General features: G+C 61.5%; 14 protein-coding genes. 7 read left to right on the forward strand and 7 right to left on the reverse strand.

Features of this window, described 5'->3' with window-relative positions:
• The first annotated feature begins 47 nt into the window (after positions 1-47).
• Complete coding sequence (gene ilvC, locus V6L75_RS18595; RefSeq protein WP_334252975.1) at positions 48-1,067, forward strand: ketol-acid reductoisomerase; 1,020 nt, start codon at positions 48-50, stop codon at positions 1,065-1,067.
• A 353-nt stretch (positions 1,068-1,420) separates the two neighbouring features.
• Here the strand turns inward: ilvC and V6L75_RS18600 are convergent, their stop codons facing one another.
• From V6L75_RS18600 to V6L75_RS18610, 3 genes are read right to left on the reverse strand one after another with little or no spacing between them, the layout of a single operon-like run.
• Positions 1,421-2,377, reverse strand: a complete 957-nt coding sequence (locus V6L75_RS18600; protein ID WP_334252976.1) for a D-alanyl-D-alanine carboxypeptidase family protein — start codon at positions 2,375-2,377, stop codon at positions 1,421-1,423.
• Between the two features lie 30 nt (positions 2,378-2,407).
• The gene (locus V6L75_RS18605) at positions 2,408-3,169 is read right to left on the reverse strand and encodes an ABC transporter permease (protein ID WP_334252977.1); all 762 of its coding nucleotides are present in this window, start codon (positions 3,167-3,169) and stop codon (positions 2,408-2,410) included.
• Positions 3,166-4,092: an ABC transporter ATP-binding protein gene (locus V6L75_RS18610; RefSeq protein WP_334252978.1), complete on the reverse strand. Its 927-nt coding sequence runs from the start codon at positions 4,090-4,092 to the stop codon at positions 3,166-3,168. Before V6L75_RS18610 ends, V6L75_RS18605 begins: the two co-directional genes overlap by 4 nt.
• Positions 4,093-4,308: 216 nt before the next feature.
• Between V6L75_RS18610 and V6L75_RS18615 the strand changes: the two genes are divergently transcribed.
• From V6L75_RS18615 to V6L75_RS18630, 4 genes are all read left to right on the forward strand, one after another.
• A complete protein-coding gene (locus V6L75_RS18615; protein WP_334252979.1) occupies positions 4,309-5,214 on the forward strand; it encodes a pirin family protein in 906 nt (301 codons plus the stop codon).
• 125 nt (positions 5,215-5,339) lie between these two features.
• Positions 5,340-6,503, forward strand: a complete 1,164-nt coding sequence (locus V6L75_RS18620; RefSeq protein WP_334252980.1) for a GNAT family N-acetyltransferase — start codon at positions 5,340-5,342, stop codon at positions 6,501-6,503.
• A 120-nt stretch (positions 6,504-6,623) separates the two neighbouring features.
• Positions 6,624-7,535: a PhzF family phenazine biosynthesis protein gene (locus V6L75_RS18625; protein ID WP_334252981.1), complete on the forward strand. Its 912-nt coding sequence runs from the start codon at positions 6,624-6,626 to the stop codon at positions 7,533-7,535.
• Positions 7,536-7,885: 350 nt separating this feature from the next.
• Complete coding sequence (locus tag V6L75_RS18630) at positions 7,886-9,442, forward strand: 2-isopropylmalate synthase (protein ID WP_334252982.1); 1,557 nt, start codon at positions 7,886-7,888, stop codon at positions 9,440-9,442.
• Here the strand turns inward: V6L75_RS18630 and V6L75_RS18635 are convergent.
• Positions 9,429-9,581, reverse strand: coding sequence for a hypothetical protein (locus V6L75_RS18635; RefSeq protein ID WP_334252983.1), 153 nt, complete (start codon positions 9,579-9,581; stop codon positions 9,429-9,431). The two genes, V6L75_RS18630 and V6L75_RS18635, sit on opposite strands and share 14 nt — an antisense overlap.
• A 35-nt stretch (positions 9,582-9,616) precedes the next feature.
• Between V6L75_RS18635 and V6L75_RS18640 the strand changes: the two genes are divergently transcribed.
• The gene (locus V6L75_RS18640) at positions 9,617-9,961 is read left to right on the forward strand and encodes an antibiotic biosynthesis monooxygenase family protein (protein ID WP_334252984.1); all 345 of its coding nucleotides are present in this window, start codon (positions 9,617-9,619) and stop codon (positions 9,959-9,961) included.
• Positions 9,962-10,258: 297 nt separating this feature from the next.
• Here the strand turns inward: V6L75_RS18640 and V6L75_RS18645 are convergent, their stop codons facing one another.
• From V6L75_RS18645 to miaA, 3 genes are all read right to left on the reverse strand, one after another.
• The gene (locus V6L75_RS18645) at positions 10,259-10,864 is read right to left on the reverse strand and encodes a hypothetical protein (RefSeq protein WP_334252985.1); all 606 of its coding nucleotides are present in this window, start codon (positions 10,862-10,864) and stop codon (positions 10,259-10,261) included.
• 302 nt (positions 10,865-11,166) lie between these two features.
• Positions 11,167-11,715: a GNAT family N-acetyltransferase gene (locus V6L75_RS18650; RefSeq protein ID WP_334252986.1), complete on the reverse strand. Its 549-nt coding sequence runs from the start codon at positions 11,713-11,715 to the stop codon at positions 11,167-11,169.
• Between the two features lie 123 nt (positions 11,716-11,838).
• A complete protein-coding gene (miaA, locus tag V6L75_RS18655; RefSeq protein ID WP_334252987.1) occupies positions 11,839-12,768 on the reverse strand; it encodes a tRNA (adenosine(37)-N6)-dimethylallyltransferase MiaA in 930 nt (309 codons plus the stop codon).
• Between the two features lie 37 nt (positions 12,769-12,805).
• Between miaA and serB the strand changes: the two genes are divergently transcribed.
• Positions 12,806-13,699 (forward strand): phosphoserine phosphatase SerB, encoded by an 894-nt coding sequence (serB, locus tag V6L75_RS18660; protein WP_334252988.1) that lies wholly within the window; start codon positions 12,806-12,808, stop codon positions 13,697-13,699.

Raw genomic sequence — 13,699 nt, forward strand, 5'->3', positions numbered from 1 at the left:
GCGGGATTTCCGCCTGCGGCAGGGATAAACGGGAGAAAGGAAGACCCATGCGTGTTTATTACGATCGCGATGCCGATCTGAACCTCATCAAGTCCAAGAAGGTCGCCATCATCGGTTACGGCTCGCAGGGCCGCGCCCATGCGCTGAACCTCAAGGACAGCGGCTGCAAGGACATCGTCGTTGCCCTGCGCCCCGGCTCCACCACCGCCAAGAAGGTCGAGGCTGACGGCCTCAAGGTCATGAGCGTGGCAGAAGCTGCTGCCTGGGCCGACCTGATGATGATGGCCACCCCGGACGAGCTGCAGGCCGACATCTACAAGGACCACATCGAAGCCAACATCCGTGACGGCGCCGCCATTGCCTTCGCTCACGGCCTCAACGTCCACTTCGGCCTGATCGAGCCGAAGTCCACCGTTGACGTGCTGATGGTCGCTCCGAAGGGCCCCGGCCACACCGTGCGCGGTGAATACGAGAAGGGCGGCGGCGTGCCGTGCCTCGTGGCCGTTCACCAGAACGCTTCGGGCAACGCCCTTGACCTCGGCCTGTCCTACGCCTGCGGCGTTGGCGGCGGCCGTTCGGGCATCATCGAAACCACCTTCAAGGAAGAGTGCGAGACTGACCTGTTCGGCGAGCAGGCCGTTCTGTGCGGCGGCCTCGTCGAGCTGATCCGCGCCGGTTTCGAGACCCTCGTGGAAGCTGGCTACGCTCCGGAGATGGCCTATTTCGAGTGCCTGCACGAAGTGAAGCTCATCGTCGACCTCATCTATGAGGGCGGCATTGCCAACATGAACTACTCCATCTCCAACACCGCCGAGTGGGGCGAGTATGTCACCGGCCCGCGCATCGTGACGGCCGAGACGAAGGAAGAGATGAAGCGCGTCCTCAAGGACATCCAGACCGGCAAGTTCACCTCCGACTGGATGCAGGAGTACCGTGCAGGCGCCGCCAAGTTCAAGGCAACCCGCCGCCTGAACGACTCCCACCAGATCGAGGAAGTCGGCACCAAGCTGCGCGGCATGATGCCGTGGATCGGCAAGAACAAGCTGGTCGACAAGACCCGCAACTGATCCGGGCTTGCCGGTCCACGTTTCAAAACTGGTGCGGGCATAGCCCGCACCGGTGATCGGCAAGAACAAGCTGGTCGACAAGACCCGCAACTGATCCTGCAGCCAGGCTGTAGCGAACAAAATAATGGGCCCGTGAATGACGGGCCCATTTCAGACTGCTGACAAACCTTCGACCTCTCCATCGTCATCCTCGGCCTTGTGCCGAGGATCTAACCAAATCAATGACTTGCAGATGGTCGGGACAAGCCCGACCATGACGAAAGAGAAGAAGCTCTGGCTTTGTCAACGACCTGTAATGGGCCCGTCATTGACGGGCCCATTTGCTTTGCAGGCGTCAAGGCCAGCGGCTGGGATCAGTTCATCAGGCTTGCACTGGCAGATGCGAAATACCGCTCGAACAGGGCGGTCACTTCCCTGTCGCGGGCTGCTTCCGTAGCCCCGCCCATGACGACGACCATCAGCTGGCGGCCGTTGCGGCGCCCGGTGGCGACAAGATTGTAACCGGCCATGTCGATGTGCCCGGTCTTCAGGCCATCAACGCCCGGAACCTTGCCGAGCAGCTTGTTGGTTGCCTCGATCGTTCGCCCGCGGAACTGGAACGACGGCGCGCTGAAATAGTGCATGTGCTGCGGGAAGCGGCGGCGCAGGGCCTGCCCCAGCGTTGCCATGTCACGCGCCGTGGTCACCTGCCGGGTGTCGGGCAAGCCGGAAGCATTGACGAAGCGCGTGCGGGTCATCCCGAGCTGCAGTGCCTTGCGGGTCATCTCTGCGGCAAAAGCATCCTCGGTGCCAGCAAGCTGTTCGGCAACCGCGACTGCCATGTCATTGGCCGAGCGGATCGCCAGCGCCTGAACTGCTTCCTCCACCCGCAGCGAGCCGCCGGCGCCGACGCCCAGCTTGGCGGGTGGACGGGAAGCTGCACGGGCTGACACGGGAAGCTGGCTGTCGAGGGAGATCTCGCCCCGGTCGATCGCCTCGAACAAAAGATACAGCGTCATCATCTTCGTCAGCGAGGCCGGATAACGCGGCGCATCGGCGTTGAAGCTGTCCAGCTCCTGCCCTGTCGCCATATCGACCACCAGCACCGACTTGCCGCGCACTTCGGCCTTGGCAGGCGCCAGTGACACCGCCAGCGGCGCAGGATCTGCCGTGGCCTGAACCGCAGGCACGGCGGCAACAGCGGCCATAGCGGGCGGGCGCGAGGCCTGCTGCGCGCTCTGGCAGGCGGCCAGCGTCAGGATGGCAAGACCGGCCAGACCGGCGCGCAAAACGCGCAAGGAGGCCGTCGAACGGGAAACGGATGCAGTCACGCCGGGCACTCTCTCACCTTGTCAGCCGGATCATGACTTGAGGCGATAGCCTGTCCTGAAGATCCACGCAATCACTCCAAGGCAGAGCACAAGGAACAAAAGCGTCATCGCCAGCGACAGTTCCACACCCACATCCGCCTGTCCGTAGAAGCTCCATCGGAAGCCGGAGATGAGATAGACGACCGGATTGAACATGGTCACCGTCTGCCAGAACTCGGGCAGCATGCGGATCGAGTAAAAGCTGCCGCCGAGGAAGGCGAGCGGAGTGACGATCAGCAGCGGCACGAACTGCAGCTGCTCGAAATTGCGCGCCCAGATGCCGATGATGAAGCCGAGCAGCGCGAAAGTGACGGATGTCAGCACGAAAAACAGCGCCATCCAGAAGGGATGCTGGATGTGCATATCAACGAAAAGGCTGGCCGTGATGAGGATGATCGCCCCCACCAGCATGGCCTTGGTCGCCGCCGCCCCAACATAGCCGATGACAATCTCCAGATAGGAGACCGGTGCCGACAGTACCTCGAACACCGTGCCGGTGAAGCGCGGGAAGAAGATGCCGAAGGAGGCGTTGGAAATGCTCTGCGTCAGCAGCGAAAGCATCGTCAGCCCCGGCACGATGAAGGCGCCGTAGCTGATGCCATCCACCTCCTGAATGCGCGAGCCGATGGCAGCGCCGAAGACGACGAAATAGAGCGAGGTGGAGATCACCGGCGAGACGATGCTCTGGAAGAGTGTCCGCAGGGTGCGGGCCATCTCGAACATGTAGATGGCCTGGATGGCACGAAGGTTCATTGGGACTGCCTCACCAGATTGACGAAGATCTTTTCAAGCGAATCCTGCCGGGTCTGCAGGTCGCGAAAGGCGATACCGGCCTCCCGCAGGTCATTCATGAGGCTGGTGATGCCGGTCCGCTCACCCTGGGTGTCGTAGGTGTAGACCAGCTCCCTGCCCTCATCCTCCAGCGCCAGATCATGGGCAGAGAGGCTCTCCGGGACCGTTGCCAGCGGCTCGTTCAGCTGCAGGCTCAGCTGCTTCTTGCCAAGCTTGCTCATCAGGGCACTCTTTTCTTCCACGAGAATGATCTCGCCCTTGTTGATCACGCCCACCCGGTCGGCCATTTCCTCGGCCTCCTCGATGTAATGGGTGGTGAGGATGATGGTGACGCCGGACTCCTTCAGCCGGCGCACCACCTGCCACATGTCGCGGCGCAACTCCACGTCCACGCCGGCCGTCGGCTCGTCGAGGAACAGCACCTGCGGCTCATGCGCCAGTGCCTTGGCAATCAGCACACGCCGCTTCATGCCGCCCGAAAGCGTCATGATGCGGGAATCCTTCTTGTCCCACAGGGACAGGTCTTTCAGGATCTTCTCGATATGGCCCGGGTTCTTCGGCAGGCCGAAGAGCCCCCGGCTGAAGCTGACCGTCGCCCAGACCGTCTCGAAGGACTCGGTCGTCAGCTCCTGCGGCACCAGCCCGACCAGACGGCGGGCGGCGCGGAAGTCGGTCACCGTATCATGCCCATTGACCAGAACACGGCCTGAGGAGGCGCGCACAAGGCCGCAGATGATGGAGATCAGCGTTGTCTTGCCGGCCCCGTTGGGTCCAAGCAGGGCAAAAAGCTCTCCCTTTCCGATGGACAGATCCACAGACTTCAGCGCCTGAAAGCCGCTGTCATAGACCTTGGAAAGGGCTTCAATAGAAATGGCCGGTTGCATGGCGGGGTCCGTGCAGGAGGAAATGACTGTGGCGGGATGACGCAGGATATGTGCACTTTGCACTCCTGTTTAAACCCCTTTGCCGCAATTTGCAGCACTTCACCGTTCACAGCGCCGTTCACGCAGGCTGAACACTGTGTATGAGCGCGCGCTCTTGGCCCCTGCCGCGACGGGGCCTATCTTCAGGGTAACTTCAAAAGATACCCGGAGGCTGCCATGTCCATCCGTCCCGTCCGCCAGATTTCTGGCACCACCCCTGCTCTGGAAGGCGCAGGCGTTCATCTGCACCGTGTGTTCGGCTTTCAGGACCCGGAGCTGACCGATCCGTTCCTGATGATGGACGACTTCCGCAATGAAAACCCGCGCGATTACCTTGCCGGCTTCCCTTGGCATCCGCACCGCGGCATCGAGACCATCACCTATGTGCTGGCCGGAACCGTTGACCATGGCGACAGCCTTGGCAACACTGGCACGCTGGGGGCTGGCGATGTGCAGTGGATGACCGCCGGGCGCGGCATCATGCATCAGGAAATGCCGAAAGGCGACGCCAAGGGCCGCATGCACGGCTTTCAGCTCTGGGCTAACCTGCCGTCGAACCTGAAAATGACCGCGCCGCGTTATCAGGACGTCGAATCCAAGGACATCCCCGTCATTCAGGATGACGACGGCACCATCGTGCGTGTTGTCTGTGGCGAGTTCTGGGGCAAGCGGGGACCTGTGGATGGCATCGCCGCCGACCCGCAGTATCTCGACATCACCATTCCGCCGGGCCGCGCCAAGCGCCTGCCAGTCGACACCCGCCGTCAGGCCTTCGCCTACATCTTTGAAGGTGCAGGCCGCTTTGCCGATGCTTCAAAGCCCTTCGGCGTGCTGACGGAGAAGGAACTCGACAACGAGGAAATCTACATCCGTGATGAAACCGGCAACCGCACGCTGGTGATCTTCGGGGCGGGTGACGAGGTGGTGGTGCAGGCTGGCGAGGAAGGCATGCGTTTCCTGCTCGTCTCCGGCGCCCCGATCCGCGAGCCGATCGCCTGGCACGGCCCCATCGTCATGAACACCCGCGAGGAGCTGATCCAGGCGGTGACGGAACTGCGCAACGGCACGTTCATTAAGCCATAAGAGAGGGCATCAAGCCGTAACAGCAGGCATCAGACATGAGAGACTGGGTCCTGCACTTGCAGGACGTAAGAGGGCACGCTAGCCATAGTGTGCCCTCTTTTTGTTTTCATTCGTGGATTTTCCCAGTGCTTCCAAGCCTCAGCCTGCGCCGCGCCCGTTTGTCCGATGCTCCGGAAATGACGCAGATCCTGCACCGGGCCAAGGCCTCCTGGGGCTATCCGGCGGCGGTAATGGATGCCTTCCGTGCCGAGCAGCGCATCTCCCCGGCCACCATCACCTCGCAGCTTCTGATCGTTGCAGAGCGCGAGGGGCGCATGGCTGCCTTTGCCGGCGGGGAAATGCGGCAGGACCACTTCTATCTCGGCTTCCTGTTCGTTGCGCCGGAGCATCAGGGACAGGGCCTTGGCCGCCTGCTGCTCTCGGCCATCGAGGACCTGTCCCGCGATCAGGAAATTTACCGCATCCTGCTTGAAAGCGATCCGCATGCCGCGCCCTTCTATCGTCATCTGGGCTACCGGACCTTGAGCGAGCGCCCCTCCACCATGGCCCCGGACCAGCCCATTCCGATGATGGAGCACACTTTCGAGCCGCAGTTCCTGCCGCTGACCAGCATCGCCATGCATATGTCGCGCTCTCAAGGCTGGTCATTCGAAGCGCGCGAGGCCAAAGCCATCGCCGCGCACTGGCAGGAACTGACGAGTGCTAACCCGAACCTTTGGAACGGACGCAAGCTGCATACGCTGCAGGTGAAGCATGACAAGGGCCACCTCACCGCCCGCTGCGCAGAGGTGAATTACGCCTCCTTTCTGGCCTGGCGCGACTGGGGCGCACCGGACCGGGCAGCCTACAACCTGTTCGGCTCTGCTATCGTACGCAGCAGTGACGGCGCACTGCTCTACGGGATCATGGGCCCAAAGACCGCCAATCACGGCGCCTGCTATCCGCCTGCCGGCAATCTCGATCTAAGCGACCTCAGGCCTGACGGCAGTGTCGATGTGGAAGGCTCCATTGCCCGCGAATTGCTGGAAGAGACCGGTCTGGATATCAACACGGCCCGGAAAGGCACCCTCTTTGCCCTGTTCGACGGCCAGCGCATCTGCATCGGGCAGGAGCTGACCTTCGATGCAGCGGCTGAGGAGCTGCGCACGCGGATGCTTGCACATGCTGCCACAGATCCCGAAGAAGAGCTGGAGGATATCGTGATCCTGCGCCAAGCGGAGGATCTGAAGGCATACCGCTCACCGGGCTATGCCAAAGCCATTGCACGCAGCCTTCTGCCCAAATCGTGAATCACCCGTTCACCAAAGATAAAAAAGCCGGACTGGCGAAGCTGCGGAAACCATGCAAAAGTCCGGCCTCGTCTTGAACCGGCCTCTGCCCGCCGGGGAAACTTGCAGGAGACATTGCTGATGGGACGCCGTTACGCTGTGCTTGATGTGTTCACGAACAAGGCGCTGGCCGGAAATCCTCTGGCCGTGGTTCTGGACTCCGAGGGCCTCGAAACCGCGCAGATGCAGGTGATTGCCCGCGAATTCAACCTGTCCGAAACCGTCTTCGTTTTTCCGCCGGAAAATCCCGGCCAGTCCGCCTCCATCCGCATCTTCACCCCCGAAGCCGAACTTCCCTTTGCCGGGCATCCGACGGTCGGCACAGCTGTTCTTCTTGCCATCGAGCGTTTCGGCGAGGTGAAGGGCGAGCAGGATGCGGTGGTGGTGCTGAAGGAAAAGATCGGCACGGTGCGCTGCGCTGTCATCCTGCGCGAGAATGCGGCCGCCTTTGCCGAATTCGACGTGCCCAAGCTGCCGGAACCGGCCGGCCCGACCGTCAATCCGGAACTGATCGCCGCTGCCCTGTCGCTGGACGTATCCGAGATCGGCTTCGAGAATCACACCCCGAGCCGCTTCAAGGTGGGCCCTGCCTACACCTATGTGCCGGTACGCGACCTGGAAGCCCTCGCCCGTGCCAAGCCGGACCAGAGCCGCTGGACCGCCGCCTTCGGCCATGATGACCACAACAACGCCTATGTCTACTGCCGGGAAACGCGTTCGAACGAGAGCGCCTTCCACGCCCGCATGTTCGCACCAGGCATGGGCGTGCCGGAAGATCCTGCAACCGGGTCGGCGGCTGCCGCCTTTGCCGGGGTGGTACAGTTCTACGACGCGCTTCCCAACGGCACCCACTTCATCCGCATCGAGCAGGGTTTCTTCATGGGACGCCCGTCGCTGATCGATCTGGAGATCGACATTGCCGCCCGCAAGCTCCATGCCGTTCGCATCGGCGGGCAGGCCGTTCTGGTTGCAAGGGGCGAGCTTTTCGTTTGAGGGGAACTCCCCTCTTGCGTGAGGCGGCCCCATCCGCTACACAATTTTCCACTTAACGCATGTCCGGCGCCCTGCCGGCTCGGGAAAGGCCCTGAATTTCATGATCGCCATTTGCGACATGACTGGCTCCAAGACCACCGCGCTTCTGCGTGGCGGCCTTTCCGCGCGCGCCCTTCTGCTTGGCAAGCTGCTTCTGCTTAGATGCCCCTGAGCGTCGGCTGCCCCATGCGCGGGCGGGCTCTCAGGGGATAGCGAACTCACCCGATTACGTCTGATCGCTCCCGTCCGAGACCCCGCTACCAAGGGTATGACATCAGGGCTGGCGGGAGACACCAAGGGAAGGAACACCCATGACCACCACCGGCTCCAAGGACCAGGTCCTCATCTTCGATACCACCTTGCGCGATGGCGAACAGTCGCCGGGCGCGTCCATGACGCTTGAAGAAAAGCTCCAGGTGGCAGAGCTGCTCGACGACATGGGCGTCGACATCATCGAAGCCGGTTTCCCGATTGCCTCCAACGGTGACTTCGAGTCCGTGCGCGAGATTGCCAAGCGCTCCAAGCGCTCCGTCATCGCTGGTCTCGCCCGCGCCATCCACGCCGACATCGACCGTTGCGGTGAAGCCGTCCGCCATGCAGAGCGCGGCCGCATCCATACCTTCGTCTCCACCTCGCCGATCCATCTGAAGTACCAGATGAACAAGACCGAGGATGAGGTTCTCGCCATCATCACCGACACGGTGACCCGCGCCCGCAACCTCATCGACGATGTGGAATGGTCGGCCATGGACGCCACCCGCACGCCGATCGAATATCTCTGCCGCACGGTGGAAGCCGCCATCAAGGCTGGCGCCACCACCATCAACCTGCCCGATACGGTAGGTTATGCGACGCCGGATGAGTACCGCGACATGTTCGCCCAGATCCGCGCCCGTGTGCCGAATGCAGACAAGGCCATTTTCTCCGTCCACTGCCACAATGACCTCGGCCTCGCTGTTGCCAACTCGCTGGCCGGCGTGGCTGGCGGCGCACGCCAGATCGAGTGCACCATCAACGGCCTCGGCGAGCGTGCCGGCAATGCGGCGCTGGAAGAGATCGTCATGGCGATCCGCACCCGTTCCGACATCTATCCCTACGGCTGCAACGTCGAGCCGAAGTTCCTCACCCGCGCTTCCAAGCTGGTGTCGGCCGTGTCGAACTTCCCCGTGCAGTACAACAAGGCCATCGTCGGCAAGAACGCCTTCGCGCATGAGAGCGGCATCCATCAAGATGGCATGCTCAAGAACGCAGAGACCTACGAAATCATGCGCCCCGAGGACGTTGGCGTGAAGGCCACCTCGCTCGTCATGGGCAAGCATTCCGGCCGCCATGCCTTCAAGGACAAGCTGAAGGAACTTGGCTACGAGCTCGGCGACAACGCCCTGCAGGAGGCTTTCCGCCGCTTCAAGGACCTCGCCGACCGCAAGAAGAATGTCTACGACGAGGACATCGAGGCGCTGGTCGAGGACGAAATCTCCACCTCCGGCGAAGGCGCCAAGGTGATTGCGCTCACCGTGATTGCCGGCACCGGCGGTCCGCAGAAGGCCATCCTCACCATGGATATCAACGGCCGCCACGAAACGAAGGAAGCCACGGGCGATGGTCCGGTGGATGCGACCTTCAAGGCGATCCGCGCCATCTGCCCGCACAACGCCACCCTGTCACTCTATCAGGTGCATGCGGTGACCGAGGGCACCGATGCGCAGGCGGAAGTCTCAGTGCGCCTCGAAGCCAATGGACGCATCGCCACCGGCAAGGGGGCCGACACCGACACGCTGGTGGCCTCTGCCCGCGCCTATGTGGCGGCCATGAACCGCCTCAACCTGCGCCAGCAGTCCACCAACCCGGGTGCGCTCAAGGCCAGCTGATCAGCTGATCTGTTGGCACGCCTGACTTTCTGAACACCCGGCGCCGCACCAGCAGCGCCGGGTCTTTAATTTGATGCCCTGCAACAGGGAAAAACTGCTGTTCCTGTTCCGGTCTTGATCCGGAAGCAATCCGTGCCATGCTCGCAAGCCAGAGCCAGCCGGGAGGAGCCAGCCATGATCGCCGTGATCTTTGAAGTCGAACCGCATGCGGAGCATGTCTCCGCCTACTTTGATCTTGCGGGCGCCCTGAAAAGCGAATTGTCAAAGATCGACGGCTTCATCTCGGTGGAGCGCTTTGAAAGCGTGACAACCCCGGGAAAGTTCGTCTCCCTGTCCTTCTGGCGCGATGAGGAGGCCCTTGCCGAATGGCGCAGCCTTGCCCGGCACAGGGCGGCGCAAACGGCAGGGCGGACGCGCATGTTCTCAGGCTACCGGCTGCGCGTCGCCGCCATCATCCGCGATTATGGCCTCGAAGACCGCACGCAAGCACCGGAAGATAGCCGCGCCCTGCACGGCTGAAGCCTCACCCATTCGCTACAAGGCGGCACAGGGACGAGTTGAGGATCTCATAGAGATAGCAAGGGCTCTCTGCAGAGCAGACCAAGCCCCAAAGATGCTGACATGTCTTGGCTTGAGAGCAGTTAAGCACAGCAGATGCGCAAATAGGTCCAGATGGGCCCAACACATCTGCAACTGGCATACTAAATCTTCAGCAAGGTTTGGGGGGGCACCTGCCCCCCAAATTTTAAATTTGCCCAAGACACCATTTGCACCGGAAGCCTTGTAGCCCATCGGTTGCGACGCCAAGGTCGAGACTTATTTGACGTACTTTCCAAGCATCGCAAACACTTTATTTGCAGTTGTGCGAGGCGAATGATCAAGCAGCTGGACCTCAACTTCCGTTTCGAGACCCGGAACCCCAATCGGCAAGTCAAAATTAAGTTCCGCTACACCACCGCCAGAAATCGACTCAATTTTTGTTCCTACCGCGACTTCGGTCACGATAAAGTAAGGCTTGTTTCGCTCCAGCACACCAGGGCAGTTCTCATAGACATTATCAAGAATGTATTGTTCCGCTGTTTCAGATCCGCCAGAGGGCGCACGTAGAACGTCATAACCTGAAACCCGCAATTTCTTGTAGGGGAGCTCATAGGGTTTTCCGAGAACTCTCACTGTAATCTTAAAGGCAGAAAGACTGTCCTCAATGATCTCAGGCACTCTTTCAGTCTGGACACCGTTCCTCATTTCAAGAAGCGCTGTCTGTGTATTGAAATCATTCTCGCACAGTTTAACGTAGCGCCCGGACTCTCTCACTGCATAAATACCCGGCGTTGATATGCCAGAACGGGTAAATGGATCAACAAAATAGGCTTCCGGACCGAGCGCCTTATCCGCAACTGACACATCTACTTTCTGCGTCAAGTTTGAAGATATCTCACTAAGTGTTGGCTTGTCTCTATGACAGCCGGCCACTGTGAGTACAGCTATACAAGCATAGGCTATTTTACACATTTCGCCCCCCCGAAATATGACATCAACGGCAGAAGCCTAACATTATAGCGCTATACTTGTAAAATCAGAAATTTACACCACTTAAAAACGGCAACCTTTGATGCGCATACCTCTTCGCCCTTCGTTACGAAAGTTCAGCCGTTACCAGATGCGTAGTGTTACCCGGCGCAGAGAAATGCCGAAAGACAGCCGCGCACTGCACGGCTGATGTCTCATCCGGTCGCCACCAGCCGCCGCAGGGACGGGTTGAGGATCTGATAGGCATCGCAGGGGCGGCCTGCAGACCAGCGCGTTTCCCGCCAGCTCAGCCCCGCCCGGTGCAGCACCTTGCGTGCCGCCGCATTGCTGCGGGCGGCGAGGCAGATCAGATGGCTGTAATAGGTGTTGAGGAAGAACCAGTTCACCAGCGCCGGAGCGAGCTCGCTGGCAAGGCCTTGCCCCCAGTGGGGGCGGCAGATGACAATCTCCATGCTGATTTCGGAGGTCGGCTCATGCGGTTCAAAACCGGCCCGGCCGATGAAGGTGCCGTCCTTCGCCAGAACCTTCCACATGCCGAAGCCTTGCAGCGCATGGCTGGTGACGTAATCAACCAGCCGGCTCGCCAGCCAGATGTCATCCGGCACACGCTCTGCGAAGCGGCGGCTGATGTCGAGATGAGCGTTCACTTCCGGATCTGCATGAAGCGTCTTCAGTTCATCCAGATCGTCCGGCATGAAGGGTACGAGGCGTAAACGGCGTGTCGCCAGTACGGTATCCTGCATTGCGCATTCTCCCTTCGTCCTCATCGTTATTTTTGACGGGACGAGGAGATAGGGAGCGATTGTGCGCTTTAAAGGGCTGTTTGACGACAATACGGCGACAGTTCCCTGACAGTTTTTCAACCATCAGAAATCATTGAGGATTTCACGCACCAGCGAAGCCATGTCCTGAGCCTGCGGGTCCTTGCGGGACCAATCGGACAGCTGCCCGCGAAAGAAGGTCTCCTGCCGCTTGGCGTACTGGCGGGTAGCCACTGTCAGGGCAAGATGCGCCTCTTCCCGGCTGCAATGCCCGCGCAGCAGCGCGCCGATTTCGGCAACGCCGATGGCCCGCATGGCCGGCAGCGTATCCGGCAGTCCCAGCGCCAGCAGTGTCTCCACTTCGGCCAGGCCTTCAGGAGCCAGCATCATTTCCGCCCGAAGAGCAATGCGGGCATGCAGCCAGGGGCGAGGCGGAGCCAGAACCAGCTTCACCAGCCCTTCCGGCCCCAGCAGCGGCGCGCCGTGCGCGTCAGCCTGCCAGTCAGCCAGCGTCCGGCCGGTGCCCAGCACCACCTCAAGGGCTCTTGTGAGGCGCTGCAGATCCATCAGCCGCTCCGCGGCTTCTGGATCCAGCGGCGCGAGCTCTGTCCGCACGGCGTCAATGCCCCCTTCAGTGGCCAGCATCCGGCACTGCTTCCGGATACCGGCAGGAATCGGCGGCACTTCGGCAAAACCCTGTGTCAGCGCCCGGAAATAGAGCCCCGTGCCACCCACCAGCACCGGCATCTTGCCGTCTGCGCGAACGGCATCAATCTCTCCGCGCACCAGATCGAGATAAGCCCCGGTCGAGAAGGCCTCGCTCGCAGGCAGGCAGCCGTAGAGCCGGTGCGGCACCAGCGCCTCGTCTTCGGCGGAAGGACGCGCCGTCACCAGGCGCAATTCACGGTAAAGCTGCATGGAATCGACGTTGATCACCACGCCATCGACGGCTCGCGCCAATTCCATGGCCAATGCCGACTTGCCGCTGGCCGTCGGCCCGGCTATCAGGATCGCGGTTTTCGCTGTTCCGGCCATGTTGCTCCGGCCTTCTGCCCTTTCAAGAGGTTTCCCGATGCCGTCTCTGGTTGCCACGCTCGTTTCCAATCCGGCTTCCCCGGCCCTTGATGACACATTTCTGGCCGAAGCCGCCCGCCTGCTGAACAGTGCGGCTGCCCCTGCCCTTCTCGCTCCCGGCGTTGCGGCGGACATCTCCGCAGGGCAGGATCTGCCTGCCAGCGAGATCGAAGCCCGCCTGCGGGCGCTTGCCGGCACCCGCCCGGTGGACGTCTTTGTGCAGCCTGCGGAAGGCCGGCGCAAGCGGCTGCTGATCGCCGACATGGATTCCACCATGATCGGGCAAGAGTGCATCGACGAACTGGCCGCTGAACTTGGCCTGAAGGACCACATCGCCGCCATCACCGAGCGTGCCATGCGCGGCGAGATCGAATTCGAGCCCGCCCTGCGCGAGCGTGTCGGCCTGCTCAAGGGCCTGCCGGTTGCCGCCGTCGCCGATGTTCTGGACAAGCGCATCACCCTGATGCCCGGTGCTGTTGCGCTGGTGCGCACGATGAAGGCCAATGGGGCCTATTGCGCGCTGGTCTCAGGCGGGTTCACCCTGTTCACCGGCCCGGTGGCAGAGCGCATCGGCTTTGACGAGAACCGCGCCAACATTCTTGAACATGCGAATGGCCAGCTCTCCGGCACCGTGCGCGAGCCAATCCTCGGCCGCGAGGCCAAGCGCGAGCGGCTGGAAGAGCTGGTGGCGGAAAAGGGACTTGAGTTCGGGGAGACGATGGCTGTGGGTGATGGCGCCAATGATCTGTCTATGATCGCCCGGGCAGGCGTGGGCGTTGCCTATCACGCCAAGCCAAAGGTGGCAGCTGAGGCAGACATGCGCGTCGATCACGGTGACCTAACGGCACTTCTGTTCATGCAGGGGTACCGCCTGCAGGACTTCGCCGCCTGA

This window comes from Pannonibacter anstelovis (genome assembly GCF_036881715.1).
Classification (GTDB): domain Bacteria; phylum Pseudomonadota; class Alphaproteobacteria; order Rhizobiales; family Stappiaceae; genus Pannonibacter; species Pannonibacter anstelovis.